We start from the raw sequence: 22056 nt of genomic DNA, 5'->3' as shown, positions 1-22056 counted from the left end.
CTCCTATTCTAATGGCGCTGAAGGTGTTGCACGTTTAGCAACCGTAATATGCTCTACGTCATTTAAATCAGCGGCAGGTTTTACATAAGCTGTTTTTGTTAAGCCATATGCATCCGGCTGAACTTCAACGATTTTTCCAATTACAAGACCTTTCGGGAAAATATCACCCAGTCCAGATGTTACAACTAGTTGATCTTTCTCTACCGGTGCATCAGAGCCAATCTTTGTGAAAAGAAGTAATTGCTTTTCTTTGTCATAACCTTCAATCAATCCAAAGATTTTCTCTTGCCCTTGTACAATAGCAGAAACGCGATTTGTTCGGCTCATAGAACTTAGTAATTCTACTGATGATGTAAACTGAGATACACTTTTCACTCTTCCAACTAACCCTTGTGAAGTTACTACAGCCATATCTTTTTTAATTCCTTGCTGTGCCCCTTTATCAATTCCAATTAAATCGTACCATTTATCTGGATTACGAGAAACAACAGTAGCTGGAATTTCAGTATACCCGCTATTTAACTCTTTTTTACCAGTTAGCTCTTGTAACTTCTTGTTATCATCTTCTAATTGTTTTACTTTCCCTGATAGACCTGCATAATTATCTAATTTTGCTTTTAATTCTTTATTCTCTTCATACGTGCGCTTTACATCCTCTACATTTTCGAAGAATCCAGCTACGTATTTCGCTGGCTTTTGGAATACACGTTCTACAACACCGACAGTATCTTTAACAAACTGCTCTGGCCATGTTAAACTGTTCCGTTCTTTCAATGAGATTCCAATCAATGCCACGAGAAGAATAATACTAACCAACAAAACAATTAATCTTTTGTTTAAGAAAAACTGTGGCACGTTCACACCCTCTTAATTTCACTGATTTTTATTTTGCAATATTATCGAGCAGCAGTTTTGAAAAGATCGATATTGTCTAATGCTTTACCTGTTCCAATTGCTACGCAATCTAATGGATCTTCTGCAACAAGAACTGGCATTTTCGTTTCTTCACTAATTACTTTATCTAAATTACGTAGTAATGCCCCGCCACCTGTTAATACGATACCGCGGTCCATAATATCAGCCGCTAATTCAGGTGGAGTTTTTTCTAACGTATTTTTAACTGATTCTACAATCGCATCTACTGTATCTTTTAATGCATCTGCAATTTCTTCTGGCTGAATTAGTACTGTTTTTGGTAAACCACTTACTAAATCACGACCGCGAATTTCCATAGGCTCGATACCTTCTGGCTCGCCTGCAGAACCAATTTCTAATTTTAATGCTTCAGCTGTTCTTTCACCGATCATTAAGTTATAGCTTTTCTTAATGTACTGAATGATTGAATCGTCCATATCATCACCAGCAACACGGACTGACTGGCTTGTTACAATACCACCTAGAGAAATAATTGCAACTTCTGTTGTACCGCCACCGATATCAACAACCATACTACCAGTTGGTTCCCAAACAGGTAAGTTTGCACCAATTGCTGCTGCAAATGGCTCTTCGATAGGATAAGCATCACGAGCACCCGCTTGACGAGTCGCATCGATTACTGCACGTCTTTCTACAGCTGTAATACCAGATGGTACACATACCATTACATACGGCTTACGTGAGAAGAAACCGTTTGATTTTTGAGCTTGTTGAATGTAATATTTCATCATTGTTGCAGTTGTTTCATAATCAGCAATTACACCGTCTTTCATCGGGCGAAGTGCCACAACGTTCCCTGGTGTACGACCAATCATTTGTTTTGCATCGCTACCTACAGCAACGATTTGTTTCGTATCAGTTTGTAACGCAACTACTGAAGGTTCACGTAAAACTACACCTTTTCCTTTTACATATACAAGCGTGTTCGCAGTTCCTAAGTCTATTCCAAGATCGCGAGTAAATCCACCAAATCCAAACATATTATTTATCTTCCTTTCTTGTTTTCACGGACTCATTTTTTCTTACTTTATATTATAAAAACAGTACGTTTTTTATATCTTTATCCTTTTTGTAGATAAATTTCTACAAAAAACTCATAAATCACATTATAAAACAAAATAAGTAAAAAGCATAGTCTTAAATATGACCTTTTTCCTTTAAACTCACGAATTTATGGTCACCTATTATAATATGATCAAGCACTTCAATTCCGATAATCTGGCCGCATTCTACTAAGCGTTTTGTTACTGCAATATCTTCACGGCTCGGCGTGGGATCTCCTGAGGGATGGTTATGAAGACATATGATAGAGGCTGCTGCACGACGGAAGGCTTCTTTAAAAACTTCCCTCGGGTGTACAATTGACGTGTTTAAACTTCCAATAAAGATCGTTTGCCTATGTATAACTTGATTTTTTGTATTTAAATATAAACAAACAAAATGCTCTTGTTGTAAAAAACGCATTTCTTCCATCATGTATTTCGCACAATCTTCTGGACTTCGAATACTATATCTATTTTGATATTCTAAACGTACCATTCTTCTGCCTAGTTCAAAGGCTGCCATAAGTTGCGATGCCTTTGAAATCCCAATACCATGTATACTAATTAGCTCTTCTAATGTTGCATCTTTCAACATACGTAAGCCATCAAATTGATGTAAAATTTTATCTGACAACTTTAAAACTGTTTCTTCTTTAGAACCTGTTCTGAGTAACACTGCGAGAAGCTCTCGATTTGATAAACTTCCAGCACCTTCTAACAATAAACGCTCCCGTGGCTGTTCTTCTCTTACAACATCACGAATACCGTTCATCTCTCCACCCCTTTATTTGTTCTCTCAAAGAAAACCCCATGCAATTTTACGCATGGGTTACATCAATATCAAATTGTTTTAATTCCCGAACGAGACGTGCAATTGGTAAGCCAACTACACTATAGTAGTCCCCTTGAATATTTTGAACGAAAATAGATCCTTTACCTTGAATCCCATAACTACCGGCTTTATCAAGAGGTTCTTTCGACGCGACGTATGTATCAATTTCCTCTTCTGTTAACTCCCAAAATGTAACTTCTGTACGCTCATAAAAAGTAACCGTTTTTTCTTTTGCTATAATTGCAACACCTGTATACACTTCATGTGTTTTCCCTGATAGTAATTGCAACATCTCTTTCGCCTCATCCTCATTAGAAGGCTTACCAAGAATACGCGACTCATATGTAACAATTGTATCTGCACCTAACACAATGTGATCACTATTATTTTCTGCCACCGCTGATGCTTTTTGCAAGGCAAGCGACATTACAATATCAGAAGGCGATGAATATGCACCAATTGTTTCCTCTACTTCACTTACAACGATTTCAAATGGCACACTAGCTAACTCAAGCAATTCCTTCCTCCGAGGTGACCCTGAAGCTAAAATTATTTTTCTCATATTTTCTCCTTCCTTTCTCACATGAAGCAGAACAATTTATATTAATCGTATCAAAGGAATAGTTTGTCCACAAATGAAAGAAATATTAATTTCGCTAACTAAAATAACACTTCTTTATTGCATACGATTATATTCCTGTCATAGAGAAAGCACTTTGCTCTAAATTCAAAAGAAAAGAAAGAAGTACATGTACTTCTTTCTTACTCATTTTATTATCCTATCATTTCACTTTCTACGAAACAATTTTTTCATACGAGAGTAAACCATCAATAATAACTTGATTTAATTTCGCCAAAGATTCCTTATCCATCTTCCCATCTTTTACTGTTTGTACAGCTACCGACGTATACATATACAGTTTCTTTGCTTCTTCTTGTTTCATACTTTTCCCTTCTTTTTCAACCTTTTTCCATTCTTTTTCAATTGCTTCTATATCTTTTGCGCTGCTTTTTCCACCAACTTGTACGCTAGAAGCATATTTTGCTAAATGAGTGTATAATGGCTGCACTTTTGTTAAAAATGTTCCTACTTCTTTATCATCTTTCAGCAATGCTTTATCTGTTATATCCCAGTTCTTTTTTAAAACGGAGACACCATCATTTTTATACTTAGTCATTAATTGATTTATAGACTGTTCATCGCTAGCAATACCAACAACTATTGCATACTTATCACCGCTCGGTCTTAAAGCACCAATGCCCCCATTGCCTTTCCATTCTTCAAGAGCTGCCTGTCCCTTTTCTTCAGAAGAATAAAGCCCCCCTTGAACAAAAAATAATTTCATTGGATCCAATGACGTTCCTGCTTGTGCTTTTTGTTTTTCTTCTTTCGGTGCTGGTGTTTGTTCTGCCGTTCCACCCACCTTTGATTCTCCATTTCCAGTCGGCCTTGAAGCTGTCACTTCACTTCCTCCTGTCGTTCCTTGTCCAGTAAGTAAATGAAGCATCCCCATTCCAAACGCCGTACCGATAATGATTGCAGTTGCAACGATTACAATTAATGTATTACTCCACTTCTTTCGGTATTTTTCCACAGACATTGATTTCGCTTTTTGAAACGGAACAACATTTTTCGGTCGTTCACTTTCTACTACCATCCATTCAAATTCATCTTTCTTTTTTTCCTCATACTTCGCTTCTGTTCCATTCACTTTCACTGAGATCGTTCGTGATTGCTTGTCCATACACTCACACCTCACCTCTTATCGTTGTCCGCATCATATCATATTCATTTCATAAAAAAACGAGATATTTGTCAGAGGAATTCGCCAAATAACCCTATATATTTATCTTATATGTATGCATTTGACTTCATTTGTAGAACAAAAAAACTAGATAGCAAAGACTATCTAGTTTTTCTCGCAAATATATTTTCGTACTTCAGAAATGAAATAAAGAGAACCTGTTATGATAAAAACATCATTTTCTGCTATCATTTCAACTTTTGTATCAATTGCCTCTTTCCAATTTTCAAAAACTAATTTTGATTCTTTCTGTGAATATGATGCAAGCTTATCAGCAGAAATAGCACGATCAAAGGCGAATGTTGTAAAAATAATTTCATCTGCAATGGTTTCTAATTGGCCTACCATGTTATGTAATTGTTTATCACCAAGGGCAGTAAATAACACTATTACATTTTTATCTTTGTAATGCGCTTCTACTGTTTTCACAAGGCTTTCGATACCTTCTGGATTATGAGCACCATCTATAATAATATCTGGATTACTTTGCAGTTTTTCAAAGCGCCCCACCCAATACGCTTCCTGTAATCCAGTTCTTATTTCTTCTTCCTCAATTAAAAATGATAAGTATGTTTTTACATACATGACTGCCATAAGCGCAAGTGCTGCGTTTCCTACTTGGTGGCTGCCTTTCATTGTGATTCGCACATCTTCAAAAGAGGCGAAAGGACAAGTGAAATCGAACTGTTCTCCATCTTCACTAGACTGTTTATGTAATGCTGTAAAATGATTGCCCATCTCGTATAAGTTTGCATAATTTTCCTTTGCAACATTTTGAATGACTTGCAAAGCTTCTTCATCTTGTACACCAGTAATTACCGGCACGCCAGACTTAATAATCCCCGCCTTTTCATATGCAATTTCTCCTAGTGTATTTCCTAAAATATGCATATGATCGTGACCGATATTCGTAATAATCGTGAGAACAGGGTGTATAACATTGGTAGAATCAAAACGTCCACCAAGCCCTGTTTCAAATAAAACAACATCACAGAAATTGAATTTGCCGAAATAGCAAATCGCCATAACAGTAATAATTTCAAACTCTGTCGCTTCCCCTAAATCCGTTTCATCTAGTTTTTCCACGACTGGTTTTACCAGCTTTACAAGTTCAGTAATCTCTTCGTCTGCAATTGGTGTTCCATTCACACTAATGCGTTCATTAAATGATTCGATGTAAGGAGAGGTAAACGTTCCTACCTTATATTTCGCGCCTTCTAACATGTAACGCATATATGTTAACGTTGAACCTTTTCCATTTGTACCAGCAAGATGAACACATTTGATATGACGCTCTGGATTTCCAAGTTCTTCTAACATCCATCTCATTCTTTCTAATCCTGGCTTAATTCCAAATTTCAATCGGCTATGGATCCACCCTATCGCTTCTTCGTATGTATGTATCACGTATATTTTTCCCCTTTCAAAAGACAACTTTCATAGTTCTATTATACGCAAAGAAAAGAGACTCACCAATATAGTGAGTCTCTAAAAATATTTTTACTTTTCAAGATCTGCTAGACGTTGACGAACTGCTTCGCGTTTTTCTAGGTAATCTTGCTCTTTCGCACGCTCTCCTTCAATAACCGCTGCAGGAGCTTTCGCTACGAAACCTTGGTTAGAAAGTTTCTTCTGTACACGTTCTACTTCTTTATCGAACTTCTCAAGTTCTTTCTCAAGACGAGCTCTCTCTTCATCAAGATTGATAAGATCAGCTAACGGTAAGAATAACTCTGCACCTGATACGATTGCAGTCATTGCCTTTTCTGGCGCTTGTAAGTCTGTTTGAATTGTTAATTCGCTTGGGTTACAGAAACGCTCAATGTAAGAGCTGTTTTTCGTAAGTTGAGCAAGTACAGCCTCATCTTTTGCTTTAATTTGCATTTGAACTTTTTTGCTCATTGGCGTATTTACTTCTGCACGGATGTTACGAACAGAGCGAATGATATCAACTAGAAGGTGCATTTCTGCCGCAGCCTCCGTATCTTGTAAATCTTCGCGAACTGTTGGCCACGCAGCTACTGTAATAGACTCGCCTTCATGCGGTAAATGTTGCCAAATTTTCTCTGTTACGAATGGCATGAATGGGTGTAATAGACGCATTGTTTGATCTAATACGTAAGCTAAAATAGAACGAGTTGTTTTCTTAGCTGCTTCATCTTCACCGTATAGTGGAAGTTTCGCCATTTCAATATACCAATCACAGAAATCGTCCCAAATGAAGTTGTATAATGAACGACCAGCTTCACCGAACTCATATTTATCCATGTTACGTGTTACGCTTTCGATTGTTTCGTTTAAGCGAGTTAAGATCCACTTATCCGCAACTGATTTTTCACCAGTTAAATCGATTTCTTCATACTTCATATCATCCATGTTCATTAATACGAAACGTGATGCGTTCCAAATTTTATTAATGAAGTTCCAAGTAGATTCTACTTTTTCCATGCTGAAACGTAAATCTTGACCTGGTGCACTTCCTGTTGATAAGAAGAAACGCATTGCATCTGCACCGTACTTCTCGATAACATCCATTGGATCAATACCGTTACCAAGAGATTTACTCATTTTACGACCTTGCTCGTCACGAACTAAACCGTGAATTAATACATCTTTAAATGGACGCTCGCCTGTAAACTCTAAACCTTGGAAAATCATACGAGATACCCAGAAGAAGATGATATCATAACCCGTTACTAGTGCATCTGTTGAATAGTAACGTTTGAAGTCTGCTGAATCTTCATTTGGCCAACCAAGTGTGGAGAATGGCCATAATGCTGAACTGAACCATGTATCAAGTACATCGTTATCTTGATTCCAGTTTTCAATATCTGCTGGTGCTTCTGTACCTACGTATACTTCACCAGTTTCTTTATGGTACCAAGCTGGAATACGGTGTCCCCACCATAATTGACGAGAAATACACCAGTCATGAATATTTTCCATCCAACGTAAATATGTGTTTTCAAAACGCTCTGGTACGAACGTTACTTTTTCTTCTTCTTTTTGTTGAAGCGCTACTGCTTTTTCAGCAAGTGGAGCCATTTTTACGAACCACTGTGTTGATAAATAAGGCTCAACAACCGCACCGCTACGCTCACTATGACCTACTGAATGCATATGTGGCTCGATTTCTACTAATACGCCAGCTTCTTGTAAGTCTTTTACTAATTCTTTACGGCATTCGAAACGATCCATACCGTTATACTTACCAGCTTTTTCGTTCATCGATCCATCTTCGTTCATTACTAAGATGCGTGGTAAGTCATGACGGTTACCTACTTCAAAGTCATTCGGGTCATGAGCTGGTGTAATTTTTACAACGCCCGTTCCGAAATCTTTTTCTACGTACTCATCAGCAATAATCGGAATCTCACGGCCTACGATTGGAAGTGTAACTGTTTTTCCGATTAAATGTTTGTAACGATCGTCTTCTGGATGAACTGCTACTGCTGTATCACCAAGCATCGTTTCTGGACGAGTAGTAGCAAGACGAATGTGACCAGAACCATCTGTTAACGGATAGTTCATATGGTAGAATGCACCTTGAACTTCTTTATGAATTACTTCAATATCAGAAAGAGCTGTACGTGTTGCTGGATCCCAGTTGATGATATATTCACCACGGTAAATTAAGCCTTTTTCGTATAATTGAACGAATACTTTATTAACCGCATCTGATAAACCTTTGTCTAATGTGAAGCGTTCACGAGAATAGTCTAGTCCTAAACCAACTTTCCCCCATTGTTGACGAATGTGAGAAGCATACTCTTCTTTCCACTCCCAAGCTTTTTCAAGGAATTTTTCACGGCCAAGATCGTAACGTGAAATACCTTCTTCACGAAGTTTTCCTTCTACTTTCGCTTGTGTTGCGATACCAGCATGGTCCATTCCTGGAAGCCATAGTACATCGTATCCTTGCATACGCTTCGTACGAGTTAAAATATCTTGAAGAGTTGTATCCCAAGCATGACCTAAGTGTAACTTACCAGTTACGTTCGGAGGTGGAATTACAATTGTATACGGTTGTTTCTTCTCGTCTCCTGTTGCTTCAAAATATTTGCCTTCAAGCCACCATTGATAAAGGCCTTCTTCAACGGACATATGATCATATTTAGTTGGTAAATTCTTTTCCGTGTTTGACATTATTTTCCCTCCTTAAAATAAAAAATGTCCCTCATCCAAAAAGGACGAGGGACATCGCGGTACCACCTTTATTTACAAACAAATTCATAATTTGCTTATACTCTTAATTTGATAACGGACAAATCCGTCTTTTCCTAATAAGAACTATTCCGTTCAGAAAAGATGCTCCAGGGCTACCTTCTAACATAACTATCTAGAGAATCTCCCAGCTAATGATTCTCCTCTCTGAAGACGTTTCATGTTATACTCTTCCCCTTCAAGGCATTTATATGATTGTTAATTATTATATACAATAGTGTAAAAAACGAAACCTTATTCGTCAAGATAAATTTAAAACTACAGCTTTTCATGCCAAAAAGAAGATAAGTAGAATCCTCTACTTATCTTCTTTACCCCGCTATTTGTGGGCAGTAAGACCTCCACCTCAAAACTCAGCTGAAGCAAAGAAGTTAGATGGGAGCCCTGGTGCCCGTAAACGCCCAATTAGTGAAGGCTAATCATCAGCGGGGAATGTTTACTTTATCCGTTCCCTTGCTGGGCAGCTTGTAATTGCGACAAGAAATATTCTATATTGCTAACGAGCCAATGCGATTGTTGCAAACTCTTTACTCCGCGCAGTTCATTTTCCTCGTTACGATTATCTCTTCTTTTCTTATAAGACTGGATTTGCCGAATAAATTGCGATGGATACGTCATATACGCAAACATAAGTAGTTGCTCTTCTTTCGTAAAAGGGAAATTTTTTTGATACATTTGAAACCATTCAAACCGATCACTTCTTGCGATTGGATATGTGTTTAAAGACCTTGAATAAAAACCTACTATATCTTGCACAGGCGTTGCAAACTTCGATTTTTCTAAACTAATAAAATAGCCATTCCGTTCATAGTCAAATAAAAAATGATTCAGTGACACATTACCATGCACAAAAGTAATACGCGTTTTCTCCTTTTCTTTCATCGCATCGTTCCACTCATTTAATTGCTTCGTTGCAAATTCACGCGCTCTCATTACATGATGATAGTACGTACAATATTGCAATTCAAACGGGGACATATACCATTTTGATTCAGATTCTACGAGAAACTCTTCTAACATCTCACCATCATTTTCCCAACGATCGGATATACTTGTATAATGTTTTTCTAAATCTTCTTCCGTATACGTTTCTTCCTTCACAGTTTTTTGATGCAACGTTCCAAGTGTCTGAAACATTTTATGGTATTGATCATTGTCCTCACCGTTTCCTTCTGCACGTTCTAACCAAGGCATTAAATAATAATTATACGTCCCGTCACTTAAAATATAACTTCCATCCGTCGCATGATATATAGGTACATAATTTGAAAAACCTTTCTCCTTCAAATATTGAATATGATGCAGAAAGTTATTCCGCTCTAACTTTCTGCCTTCTATTTTCTTGAGTGCATATGGACCTTGATTCGTATAAATTTTCATTACATTTCCGTGCTCTTCCATATGCTGCGTATCCAATCTATATTGCCTCACGATAGGTTCATAGTGATTTCGCAACTCAATATCCATACGAATAACCCTTTCTATTCAAAACATAGCCTCTAAGAAAGGAAGTGAGTGAAAACACTCACTTCCTTATTTCGCCTTTACCCTTGAAACGGGAATATAAATAATTTGCCCCGTATTTAAAAATATATCTTCTGTTTGATTGGCACGGTATAAATTTTGTACAGACGTTTCATAACGGTCTGCAATAGATTCAATTGTATCCCCTTCTTGCACGAAATACATTCTTAACTTTGTAAATTCTTCTTCCGGTTCTTTCGTAAATAGTTTTGTTAAATAAAGCGCATTTTCATCTCGCTGTGAGTACTCTTCTTCTTGTTCTTCCTGCTTTTTCGCTTTTTCTTTCTTGAAATCTTTTCGTCCGAACAGTTCAAATTGCGGCGTTGTTTCTTGCTCCTCTTCACGCTCCACAAATTCATGTTCCTCTATCTTCTCTTCTTCTAATTCCTGCTCTTTTCTTTCCTCTAATTGGAACGGTTCAAATGCGTAATCTTCCCACTCATCTGATTCCTTATATGCTGGTTCTTCTACATGCGGCGCCGGTCTATTTTCATCCTCTTGCGCTGAATCTTCTTCTAACTCGGCATACACTGTTTCTTCCTCTTCAGCTTCATCCTCGTTTCTCTCTTCATCACACAAACCGCTAATAGATATATCCGCTAATAATTGTAAGCAACCATTTTCCTTTAATTCATAATCAAATTCCTCAATTGATACATATAGCTCTTCAATTACTTTCACTCGATTTCTCGGAATTGATATTTCAAGCGGAAAGGAATGAACAAGTTCATTAACCCCATCTTCCCTTGTTTCTACATAATCAATTGACTTTGCTGGCGATAGTTCTCTTAATGAATACGCCGAATCATCTTTTCGTGCAACATACTCTCCCGTTAAATCTAATTGCCCTCTCACGATTACTTCATGATCAAGCTCTTCTATCTCAACGTCTGGATCTAACGAAATTGACAAAAGTTCATCGACTTCCTGTCCCTTTTGGAACCAAACAGATTCTTTTAATGAAAATCGTAACGAATGATCTGTAGCCACTTCTTTTCCCCCTCCCAAACTATATGTCATTACAGATTTATGTGTGGGAAGCTTACTTTATGAATAAAAAAAATCGCCCCCCTTATGGAGAGCGATTTTTCTCTAATACATTATTTTAATTTTGACATTGCAATTTCAGCTGCTGCAATCGTCGCTTCAATATCTGCATCACTATGTGCTGTCGATAAGAATAAACCTTCGAATTGAGATGGTGGTAAGAATACACCTTGTTCTACCATTTCACGATAGTAAGCCGCAAAGAATTCTAAGTTTGAAGATTTTGCTGCATCGTAATTAATAACGGGTTCATCTGTAAAGAAAATACCAATCATAGAGCCTGCACGGTTAATATGATGCGGAATGCCATGTTTTTCAGCTGCTTTACGTAATCCAGCTTCTAACATTTCAGCTTTACGCTCAAATTCTACATATGATTCTGGCGTTAACTGTACTAACGTTTCATAACCTGCCGCCATTGCAAGTGGATTACCTGATAAAGTACCAGCTTGGTAAATCGGTCCGCTTGGCGCAACTTGGCGCATAATTTCCGCTTTACCACCGTATGCTCCTACCGGTAAACCACCACCGATTACTTTACCTAGGCATGTTAAATCAGGCGTTACGCCATAATAACCTTGGCCACAATTATAAGCTACTCGGAACCCTGTCATTACTTCATCAAAAATAAGCAATGCACCGTTTTGTTCTGTTACTTCACGAAGACCTTCTAAAAATCCAGGCTGCGGAGGAACAACCCCCATATTTCCTGCTACTGGTTCTACAATTACACAAGCAATATCATCACCGAATTGTTCAAACGCGTATTTTACGCTTTCTAAATCGTTATAAGCTACTGTAATCGTATTTTTCGCTACACCTTCTGGTACACCAGGACTATCTGGTAAACCTAAAGTCGCCACACCAGAACCAGCTTTAATTAATAACGAATCACCATGACCGTGGTAACAACCAATAAATTTCAAGATTTTATTACGACCTGTATAACCACGAGCTAAACGTAGTGCACTCATTGTTGCTTCCGTTCCAGAGTTAACCATACGCACAATCTCAATTGATGGCACGCGCTCAATAACAAGTTTTGCTAATTTATTTTCAATTTCTGTTGGTGCACCGAAGCTTGTACCTCTTTCAGCAACAGATTTTAACGCTTCTACAACACGATCATTTGCATGACCATGAATTAAAGGACCCCATGATAATACGTAGTCGATGTATTCATTCCCATCGATATCATATACTTTAGAGCCTTTTCCACGCTCCATAAACAACGGATTCATCCCAACAGACTTAAAGGCACGAACCGGGCTATTTACGCCACCAGGCATTAAGTCTTGCGCCTCTTCAAACGCTGCAATTGACTTATCAAACTTTTTCATTATTTAGCGCCTCCTTCTTGTAACCATCTTGCTGCATCTTTTGCATGATACGTAATAATTAAATCTGCCCCTGCACGTTTCATACTAATTAATTTTTCAAGAACAACTTCTTTTTCATTAATCCAACCATTTTGCGCTGCCGCTTTAATCATCGAATATTCACCACTTACATTATAAGCGACAACTGGTAAATTAAAGTTATTTTTCACATCACGAACGATATCTAAGTAAGAAAGAGCTGGTTTTACGATTAAGAAATCTGCACCTTCCATTACATCTGATTCTGCTTCACGGAATGCTTCCATACGGTTTGCCGGATCCATTTGATATGTTTTACGGTCACCAAATTGCGGTGCACCGTGCGCAGCATCACGGAATGGTCCATAAAATGCTGATGAATATTTCACAGCGTACGACATAACGGGCACGTGTCCAAAACCATTTTCGTCTAATGCATGACGAATTGCTGTTACGAAGCCGTCCATCATGTTTGATGGCGCAATAATATCCGCTCCTGCTTTCGCTTGACTTACAGCTGTTTTCGCAAGAACTGCAAGAGACTCGTCATTTAAAATAATCCCATCTTCAATTACACCGCAATGACCATGGCTTGTAAATTGACATAAACATGTATCTGCAACTACTACTAGCTCAGGGAAATCACCTTTAATTTGCTGAATAGCACGTTGTACAATTCCATGATCACAATATGCTGATGATCCAACTTCATCCTTTTCAGCAGGTAAACCAAATACAATAACAGAACGAATACCTAAATCAACAACTTCTTGCATTTCAGCTTGCAATAAATCTAAAGACATTTGATATACGCCCGGCATAGAAGGAACTTCATTACGAACATTTTCACCTTCTAATACAAAAATAGGGTAAATAAAATCTTCGGTATGTAAAAACGTTTCACGCACAAGTGCACGCATGCCCCCGCTTTGTCTTAAACGACGATGACGATTAAATTGTAAAGAGTTCATAGATTTCTATCCCCATTCTTTCATTTTATAGATTCACAAACATATTGTAGTAATGCTTCTACAGTGTACTCTTTCGGCACAATAACAGACGGAAAATAAAGACTTGCCTCTTTTTCCGTAATAGGTCCTATACAAGCAATTGTACATTTTTTTGTCCATTCTCTCCAGTTTGTACCCTCAAGTAAACGAACAAAACTAGTAACAGTTGAAGGGCTCGTAAATGTAATAATGTCTACTTTCCCTAATTTCAATGCTGCTATAAGTTCTTGCTTTTTTTCTATATTCACTTTCGTACCGTATACGATTAGCTCATCTAGAGAAACACCAATTTCCCGAAGTGCAACCGGAATTACCTCTCTTGCTAAATTCCCTTTCGGAAATAAAATACGTTCGTTTCCACTTAATTCTTTTAGAAACTCTTCTGCAAATGCTTCTGCAACAAATGAAGTCGGAACAAAATAAACTTGATAGCCCCTTTTTTCTAACTCTAATTTTGTTTTCACACCTACCGCAGCGATTTTAATGGTTAGCGGTAGTTTCTTTTTTAAACTATCTAGAAAGAAAGCTACACCATTTCTGCTCGTAAAAATAACCCAGTCGTATGAATGTAGCTGCTCTTCAATATGTTGAATTTGCCTATGAGACATACCTTCCATACGCAAAAGCGGAATTTCCAATGGAATTCCGCTCATTTCTTTCACCGCTACACTCATTTGTTTTGCTTGATGCTGGGCACGTGTAACCAATACCGTTTTGCCAGCGAGAGCGTTCATATTTATTGTTGCCCCTTATTTGCAGCAAGAATGAGTTCTTTTGCGCCTTGGTTAATTAAACGGTCCGCAGCCTCTAATCCTACTTTCTCTGGATCAGTTCCTACTACTGTCTCTTTCAATAAAACCGAACCGTCCATAGACCCGACAAGAGCTGTTAATTCGATTGCATCATTTTCTGTAAGAGTTGCATATCCAGCGATCGGAACTTGGCATCCACCTTCAAGTTTATGAAGAAATACGCGTTCTGCTGCCACTGTTTTTTCTGTTATTCCATCATTCATATGAGCTAACAACTGCAGTAAATCCTTATCATCCTCACGACACTCAATCGCTAATGCACCTTGTCCTACAGCAGGTACACATAACGTCTCATCTAAATGTTCTGTAATAACTTCATTATCCCAGCCCATTCTTTGTAATCCTGCTGTCGCTAAAATAATTGCATCGTAATCTTCTTCTTTTAATTTACGTAAACGTGTATCGATATTTCCGCGAATCCACTTCACTTGTAAGTCTGGTCTCGCAGCGAGTAGCTGTGCACTACGTCTTAAACTACTCGTACCTAAAATAGCGCCTTCTGCTAACTCTTTAAACGACGCTCCGCTTTTTGAGATAAAAGCATCACGAGGGTCAACACGCTTTGGTGTACAACCGATCATTAATCCTTCTGGAAGTACGGCCGGCATATCTTTCATACTATGTACAGCCATATCAATTTCTTTCGTAAGTAGCGCATGTTCAATCTCTTTCACAAACAAGCCTTTTCCGCCTACTTTTGAAAGAGTAACATCTAAAATAACATCACCTTTTGTGACAATTTCTTTCACTTCAAATTCATATGGTAGACCTAAGGCTTTTAACTGATCAATAAACCAGTTTGTTTGCGTTAATGCTAGTTTACTCTTTCGTGATCCTACAATAATTTTGCGCATAATTCTCTCTCCTCATTATAAATACCAAAAGTGGAAATTGGACAAACTGTTTAATAGAAAAATGTTTACTAGCATTACGAGAAACGATCCGATATTCCACTGTACAATTTTCTTACCTTGCAACACATCTGCCGCTCGTAAATATAAACCTGTGCAATACACAAATAGAACGACAAAAGATCCGATTACTTTCGTATCATACCAATGGAAATTATCCAATTTTGTATATCCCCATATACATCCTAATAAAATTGCTAGTAAGAAAAATGGAACAGAAAATAAATTTAATCCGTAAGACATAGATTCTAGCTTCGGTAAATTCCCTAACCTTCTTAATCTCGCATTCCATTTTTTCTTTTTTAATAGGCGATATTGCAATAAATACATAATAGAAAAAATGAACGATACAGTAAACGTTGCGTAAGAAATAATTGCCATACCGACATGCACGTATACAAGTTCTGAAACTAATTGTTCCGCAAGTACTGGCGACATCTTTCCGAGCGGTGTAAAAATAGAAAAAGCGCTTACGCCAAATGCTACAACATTTGTAAAAAAGACTAAAAAGTCAATTCTCATAAATCGATTAATAACTAACGACATCGTAATCAATAACCAAACATAAAAATAAATCCCTGATAATAAAGTTAAAATAGGATTCGTTTCTGAATCTGTAGCTCTAAGCAACATAAAAATAGACTGCAGGACCCATACAATCGCAAGTAACCAAAAAGCAAATCGGTTCGCCTTTCGGTTACTTTGGAAATAATCTATAAAATATAAACTAATGCTACAAGCATATAAAATAATTGCAATATGATAAATAATACTGTTATTTAAAAAACTCATCCGATCATCCTTCCAAATTATAAAGATGGAACGGATGGTGTCCACACTCTTTTATGTTCTACTTCTTCCGCACGACTCTCTACTTCTTCCGTTTCTAAATCAAAAATCTTTGCAAATAACGCTAATTTTTCGCTCGCTCCCTCTTCAGCAGCTATTTCTTTCGCTACTAAAATTGGGTCTTTTAATAATTGATTAATAATACTTTTCGTATGCTTACTAATAACTTTTTTCTCACGATCACTAAGGTTTGGTATTTTTCGCTCTAGGCTTACCATCGTTTCACTTTGGATTGCAAGTGCCTTATCACGAAGAGCTGATATTAATGGAACAACACCAAGTGTACTTAACCACGTTTTAAATAGAACAATTTCCTCTTCAATCATAAATTGAATTTTCTCTGCCTCTTTCAAACGCTCAGCACGGTTTGCCTCCACTACTCCTTGTAAATCATCAATATCATACAAGAAAGAACCTTCTAGCTCATCAATCGCTGGATCAATATCACGCGGCACTGCAATGTCAACCATAAATAATGGACGACCAGAGCGCATTTTCTCCACCTTTGTCATCATCTCTTTCGTAATGACATACTCAGATGCACCAGTTGAACTAATTAAAATATCTGCTTCTAATAATGCACATTGTAATTCGCTTAACGATTTTGCATGTCCCATATATTTCTCAGCCATTACTTCTGCTTTCGAAAGCGTCCTATTCATAACTGTTACTTTACGAGCACCACTTCCATATAAGTTTTGTAGTGCAAGTTCGCCCATTTTACCAGCACCAAGAATAAGCACATGACAATCTGTTAACTCGCCAAATATTTTCTTTCCAAGCTCAACAGCAGCATAACTAACAGACATTGCACTTTCCCCGATTGTTGTTTCTGAGTGGGCACGTTTTGCTAATGTAATGACTTGCTTAAACAATTCATTAAAAATTGTGCCTGTTGCTTTAACTTGTTGCGCTTCTAAAAAGCTATCTTTTATTTGACCTAAAATCTGCGTTTCTCCGACTACCATTGAATCTAAACCGCACGTTACGCGGAATAAATGATCTATTGCGCCATCTTGTTCAAAAATAGTTAAATATGGCGCGACTTCTTCTATTTCAAGCTGAAACCAATCAGCTAAAAACTTCTTAATATAATACCGTCCCGTGTGTAATTGATCGACAACAGCATAAATCTCAGTGCGATTACAAGTTGACACAATGACATTCTCTAACACGCTCTTTTGATTTTGTAATGTAGTCATCGCTCGCTCTAGTTCTGCTGCCTGAAATGTGAGTTTCTCACGAAATTCTACAGGGGCTGTTCGATAATTTACACTAACAACAAGAATATGCACGCAGCATGTCCCCCTTCACCCGTTTTATCACTTTATCTACTATCATAATACAACTTTCCTCTTATGAATCTGACAATCGTGTGAACAACCGATTATTTTTTAATTATTCTCCGTATGTAATAAAGGAGATTCAGTAACACTAATAAAAAAATTTCTACTTTATAATGATTATAAATTAATAACTCTATTTGTACGTTACCAAAAAAAGCCCTCATAATCAAGTGATGGAAACTATTCCATATAAATTATAACATCATCTTCCCTATCTTCTTTCATCATGAAGGAAAATATGTATGATTGTTCCAAAATGTAACAAAGACTTTCTCAATACAATGTATTTGACATTGCATTTCTTTTTCGTTATATTAGTTTTACAAAATTAAATTGTGCACAACTTAATTAGAAGGGAGTTATTTATGACAGAAGACTCTTTGCATCTAGATAACCAACTTTGTTTTTCTATTTACGCCTGCTCTAGAGAGGTTACTCGTTTTTATCGACCTTATTTAGAAGAAATGGGTATTACGTATCCCCAGTACATTACTTTACTCGTACTATGGGAGCAAGATGGACTAACAGTAAAAGAAATTGGAGAACGTCTATTTTTAGATTCTGGTACGTTAACACCTATGTTAAAACGTATGGAATCATTAAAACTTGTAAAACGTGTTCGTTCCAAAGAAGACGAGCGAAAAGTTTGTATTGAATTAACAGAACAGGGCAAAGATTTAAAGGAAAAGGCTTGTTCATTACCGACAACGATGGCTACAAACTTAGGAATTACAGAGCAAGAATATCGCTCTTTATTAATTCAACTAAATAAACTGATTGACACAATGAAAACAATTAATGATGGAAAAGGGGAATAAATATGGATAAATTATATACTGCTTCAGTAACAGCAACAGGTGGAAGAAATGGGAAAGTAGTTTCAGATGATGGCATATTAAATCTTGATGTAAAAATGCCGAAAGCACTAGGTGGTGCAGGCGGAGAAGCAACAAATCCAGAACAACTATTTGCAGCTGGTTATGCAGCTTGTTTCGATAGTGCATTACAACTTGTCATTCGTACAAAACGTGTGAAAGTAGAAAGTACAGAAGTAACTGCTCACGTTTCTATCGGAAAAGATACAGATGGTGGTTTCGGCCTATCTGCTGTACTTGATGTACATGTGGCTGGCGTTTCACATAGCGAAGCACAAGAACTTGTAGAAGCGGCTCACGGTGTATGTCCTTACTCGAAAGCAACACGAGGAAATATTGAAGTTACATTAAACGTACGCTAAAAAATTTAGCAAAACAAAAACGCGCGACATTCGTCACGCGTTTTTTGTTTTTGTAAATTTATGAATTGCTTTCCACGCTTCTTCTTTTCCAAGTCCTGTTTCAGAAGAGAATAGAACAATTTCATCGCCAATTTCAACAGCAAGCGTTTCTTTTACAACTTTTAAATGCTTTTGCCATTTTCCTTTCGGAATTTTATCGGCTTTCGTCGCAATAATAATTGTTGGGATTTCATAATGCTTTAAGAAATCATACATCATCACGTCATCACTTGTTGGTTGGTGACGTAAATCAACTACTAATACAGCTGCGTCTAATTGTTCACGCGTTGTAAAGTACGTTTCAATCATTTTCCCCCATGCAGCGCGCTCCGATTTAGATACTTTCGCATATCCATAACCTGGAACATCAACAAAGTGCATCATCTCATTGATTAAGAAAAAGTTCAGCGTTTGCGTTTTTCCTGGTTTAGAAGAAATACGTACTAACTTTTTACGATTTAAAATTTTATTAATAAAGGAAGACTTCCCCACATTTGAACGACCTGCTAATGCAATTTCTGGTAAATCACTGTCTGGATATTGTTCTGGTTTAACAGCACTAATTACAATATCTGCTTTTGTTACTTTCATTGTTTCACTCCTACTAATGCGTGCTCCAATACTTCATCTAAATGAGATGCAAGCACAAACGTAAGGTTTTCTTTTACGCTCTCTGGAATATCATCTAAATCTTTCTCGTTTTCTGCTGGCAAAATAATTTTTGTTAAGCCTGCGCGGTGAGCACTTAATGTTTTTTCTTTTAAACCACCAATTGGTAATACACGACCACGAAGTGTAATTTCACCTGTCATACCCACTTCTTTACTTACAGGAATACCTGTTAGCGCAGAAATAAGTGCCGTTGCCATCGTAATACCTGCTGACGGTCCGTCTTTTGGAACCGCTCCTTCTGGAACGTGAATATGAATATCATTTTTCTCATGGAAATTCGGATCGATCTGAAGCTCTTCTGCACGAGAACGTATATAACTAAACGCAGCTTGTGCTGATTCTTTCATAACATCCCCAAGTTTCCCTGTTAAAATTAGTTTCCCTTTTCCTGGCGCTACAGAAACTTCAATGGCAAGTGTATCGCCGCCTGCTGCTGTGTAAGCTAGACCTGTTGCCATACCAACTTGGTCTGTTTTTTCAGCTTGCCCATAACGGAATATGTGTTTACCAAGTAAATCAACAATCTTTTTCTCTGTCACAACGATACGTTTACGTTCTGCTGTAACGATAATCTTCGCTACTTTACGGCAAACTTTTGCAATTTGGCGCTCTAGCGTACGAACACCAGCCTCACGTGTATAATAACGAATAATCTCAAGCAGCGCTTCATCACGCACTTGTAAATTACCTTTTCGTAAGCCATGTTCTTTTAATTGTTTCGGCAATAAATGCTCACGAGCAATGTGTACTTTTTCAAGTTCTGTATAGCCAGCAATCGAAATGATTTCCATACGGTCAAGTAATGGACCTGGAATACTTGAAAGTGTATTAGCAGTTGCTACAAACATAACTTTTGATAGATCATATGGTTCTTCAATGTAATGATCACTGAAGTTATGGTTTTGTTCTGGATCTAACACTTCAAGTAATGCCGCTGATGGATCTCCACGGAAATCGTTAGACATTTTATCAATCTCATCTAATAAGAAGACTGGATTAACTGTTTTCGCCTTTTTCATACCTTGAATAATGCGTCCTGGCATTGCTCCAACATATGTACGGCGGTGACCACGAATTTCAGATTCATCACGCACACCACCAAGAGATACACGGACGAAGTTACGATTCAATGATGTTGCAATTGAACGCGCTAACGAAGTTTTGCCGACCCCAGGAGGGCCTACTAAACAAAGGATAGGTCCTTTTAATGAATTCGTTAACTTCTGTACAGCTAAATATTCAAGTACACGCTCTTTCACTTTTTCAAGACCGTAATGATCGTTATTTAAAATCTCTTCCGAATGAGCAAGATCAATTATATCTTCTGTTGCCTCTGTCCACGGAAGCGCTAATAACCAATCAATATAATTGCGAATAACACCACTCTCCGCAGAACTTGCTGGTAACTTTTCATAACGATCTAATTCTTTCAGCGCAGCCTTCATTGTTTCTTCCGGCATTCCTGACTGTTCAATTTTCTCACGAAGTTCTTCTACTTCTCCGCCCTTGCCTTCTTTGTCGCCAAGTTCAGTTTGAATCGCCTTCATTTGCTCACGTAAGAAATATTCTTTTTGCGTGCGCTCCATGGAACGTTTCACTTTTTGCCCAATTTTCTTTTCTAGGCTAAGTAACTCTTGTTCATCTTGAATAATTGAAATAAGTGTTTGTAATCGTTCTTTTACAGATACAATCTCTAGAATCTCTTGTTTCTGCTTCGTTTTAATCGGCAAGTGAGAAGCAATTAGATCAGCTAATCTCCCTGGTTCTTCCACATCAGCTACCGTTGCAAATGTTTCATTTGAAACTTTTTTCGAAACTTTAATATATTGTTCGAAATGCTCCAGTGACGTACGCATAAGAGCTTTCTCTTCTAAATCATCTTCTACTTCTTCAGTTACCGTTTTAATCGACACTTGTACTACATTTTCTTCTTCGATAAACTCTATTACTTCTGCTCTATGTAAACCTTCCACAAGGACACGAAGCGTACCGTTCGGCAATTTTAACATTTGCTTCACTTTCGCCACCGTACCTACACTATATATGTCATCTTCTTTCGGATCATCGATATTCATTTCTTTTTGCATTGCTAAAAAGATGATATTTTCATCCATTGCCGCCTGCTCTAGTGCTTGTATCGATTTATCACGTCCTACATCAAGATGCAAAACCATCGTTGGATATACGAGAACGCCTCTTAATGGTAGGAGGGGCACGATTCTTTCGTTCGTATTCATACTAGACATAGCACCTCCATAATAAATTAAACTCCTGTTCAACTATTTTATATTACAATACACCTAGATGCAATTGCTGAGATTCCGCGCAATTGTAAATAGCTTGTTTTTCTACCTCACGAAAAGAAAAAAGACTCCGATTAAGCATACAAACTTAAACGAAGTCTGGCAAAT

Annotated in this window: 19 protein-coding genes and 1 other annotated feature; of the genes, 2 read left to right on the top strand and 17 right to left on the bottom strand. The window is 37.5% G+C overall.

Going from position 1 to position 22056, the window contains the following annotated elements; all coding sequences use genetic code 11:
* Window positions 1-3: 3 nt before the first annotated feature.
* From mreC to hemA, 15 genes are all read right to left on the bottom strand, one after another.
* Entirely contained in the window at window positions 4-855 is an 852-nt protein-coding gene (gene mreC / locus ACTFO4_RS02165) for a rod shape-determining protein MreC (RefSeq protein ID WP_001135488.1), read from the bottom strand.
* A gap of 41 nt (window positions 856-896) precedes the next feature.
* Window positions 897-1916, bottom strand: a complete 1020-nt coding sequence (mreB, locus tag ACTFO4_RS02160) for a cell shape-determining protein MreB (protein WP_000466736.1) — start codon at window positions 1914-1916, stop codon at window positions 897-899.
* A 157-nt stretch (window positions 1917-2073) separates the two neighbouring features.
* Window positions 2074-2751, bottom strand: a complete 678-nt coding sequence (radC, locus tag ACTFO4_RS02155; RefSeq protein WP_001013390.1) for a RadC family protein — start codon at window positions 2749-2751, stop codon at window positions 2074-2076.
* A gap of 46 nt (window positions 2752-2797) precedes the next feature.
* The gene (locus ACTFO4_RS02150) at window positions 2798-3373 is read right to left on the bottom strand and encodes a Maf family protein (protein ID WP_001226291.1); all 576 of its coding nucleotides are present in this window, start codon (window positions 3371-3373) and stop codon (window positions 2798-2800) included.
* Between the two features lie 232 nt (window positions 3374-3605).
* Entirely contained in the window at window positions 3606-4556 is a 951-nt protein-coding gene (locus ACTFO4_RS02145) for a hypothetical protein (RefSeq protein WP_000361007.1), read from the bottom strand.
* Between the two features lie 165 nt (window positions 4557-4721).
* Complete coding sequence (locus ACTFO4_RS02140) at window positions 4722-6023, bottom strand: bifunctional folylpolyglutamate synthase/dihydrofolate synthase (protein ID WP_017673419.1); 1302 nt, start codon at window positions 6021-6023, stop codon at window positions 4722-4724.
* A 93-nt stretch (window positions 6024-6116) separates the two neighbouring features.
* Window positions 6117-8762 (bottom strand): valine--tRNA ligase, encoded by a 2646-nt coding sequence (locus tag ACTFO4_RS02135; RefSeq protein WP_000072244.1) that lies wholly within the window; start codon window positions 8760-8762, stop codon window positions 6117-6119.
* 37 nt (window positions 8763-8799) lie between these two features.
* Window positions 8800-9031, bottom strand: a binding site (T-box leader).
* A gap of 250 nt (window positions 9032-9281) precedes the next feature.
* Window positions 9282-10307 (bottom strand): spore coat protein YsxE, encoded by a 1026-nt coding sequence (ysxE, locus tag ACTFO4_RS02130; RefSeq protein WP_000350658.1) that lies wholly within the window; start codon window positions 10305-10307, stop codon window positions 9282-9284.
* A 66-nt stretch (window positions 10308-10373) separates the two neighbouring features.
* A complete protein-coding gene (gene spoVID, locus ACTFO4_RS02125; RefSeq protein ID WP_128809274.1) occupies window positions 10374-11384 on the bottom strand; it encodes a stage VI sporulation protein D in 1011 nt (336 codons plus the stop codon).
* Window positions 11385-11464: 80 nt separating this feature from the next.
* Entirely contained in the window at window positions 11465-12751 is a 1287-nt protein-coding gene (gene hemL, locus ACTFO4_RS02120) for a glutamate-1-semialdehyde 2,1-aminomutase (RefSeq protein WP_000712942.1), read from the bottom strand.
* The gene (hemB, locus tag ACTFO4_RS02115; protein ID WP_001087065.1) at window positions 12751-13740 is read right to left on the bottom strand and encodes a porphobilinogen synthase; all 990 of its coding nucleotides are present in this window, start codon (window positions 13738-13740) and stop codon (window positions 12751-12753) included. The genes hemL and hemB overlap by 1 nt, the downstream gene beginning before the upstream one ends.
* Window positions 13741-13760: 20 nt before the next feature.
* On the bottom strand, window positions 13761-14513 hold the full coding sequence (hemD, locus tag ACTFO4_RS02110) for a uroporphyrinogen-III synthase (protein ID WP_017673417.1): 753 nt from the start codon (window positions 14511-14513) through the stop codon (window positions 13761-13763).
* Between the two features lie 2 nt (window positions 14514-14515).
* The gene (hemC, locus tag ACTFO4_RS02105; protein ID WP_001226422.1) at window positions 14516-15445 is read right to left on the bottom strand and encodes a hydroxymethylbilane synthase; all 930 of its coding nucleotides are present in this window, start codon (window positions 15443-15445) and stop codon (window positions 14516-14518) included.
* Window positions 15446-15460: 15 nt separating this feature from the next.
* Window positions 15461-16294 carry a cytochrome c biogenesis protein gene (locus tag ACTFO4_RS02100; protein WP_440013199.1) on the bottom strand — a complete coding sequence of 278 codons (834 nt, stop codon included), beginning with the start codon at window positions 16292-16294 and terminating at the stop codon, window positions 15461-15463.
* 17 nt (window positions 16295-16311) lie between these two features.
* Window positions 16312-17646, bottom strand: coding sequence for a glutamyl-tRNA reductase (hemA, locus tag ACTFO4_RS02095; protein WP_000547868.1), 1335 nt, complete (start codon window positions 17644-17646; stop codon window positions 16312-16314).
* Between the two features lie 416 nt (window positions 17647-18062).
* On the opposite strand from hemA, the gene ACTFO4_RS02090 reads away from it, so the two are divergent.
* Together ACTFO4_RS02090 and ACTFO4_RS02085 are read left to right on the top strand one after the other, a co-directional pair.
* The gene (locus tag ACTFO4_RS02090; protein WP_000133916.1) at window positions 18063-18515 is read left to right on the top strand and encodes a MarR family winged helix-turn-helix transcriptional regulator; all 453 of its coding nucleotides are present in this window, start codon (window positions 18063-18065) and stop codon (window positions 18513-18515) included.
* 2 nt (window positions 18516-18517) lie between these two features.
* Entirely contained in the window at window positions 18518-18934 is a 417-nt protein-coding gene (locus tag ACTFO4_RS02085; protein WP_000359781.1) for an organic hydroperoxide resistance protein, read from the top strand.
* 33 nt (window positions 18935-18967) lie between these two features.
* Here the strand turns inward: ACTFO4_RS02085 and ysxC are convergent, their stop codons facing one another.
* The gene (ysxC, locus tag ACTFO4_RS02080; protein WP_000869116.1) at window positions 18968-19564 is read right to left on the bottom strand and encodes a ribosome biogenesis GTP-binding protein YsxC; all 597 of its coding nucleotides are present in this window, start codon (window positions 19562-19564) and stop codon (window positions 18968-18970) included.
* On the bottom strand, window positions 19561-21891 hold the full coding sequence (gene lon, locus ACTFO4_RS02075) for an endopeptidase La (protein WP_440013202.1): 2331 nt from the start codon (window positions 21889-21891) through the stop codon (window positions 19561-19563). Before lon ends, ysxC begins: the two co-directional genes overlap by 4 nt.
* Between the last annotated feature and the right edge of the window lie 165 nt (window positions 21892-22056).

The organism is Bacillus cereus group sp. MYBKT14-1, from assembly GCF_051915185.1.
Lineage (GTDB): Bacteria > Bacillota > Bacilli > Bacillales > Bacillaceae_G > Bacillus_A > Bacillus_A cereus.
The sequence above is the reverse complement of the archived record's forward strand: the minus strand, read 5'-3'. Positions and strand labels throughout refer to the sequence as shown.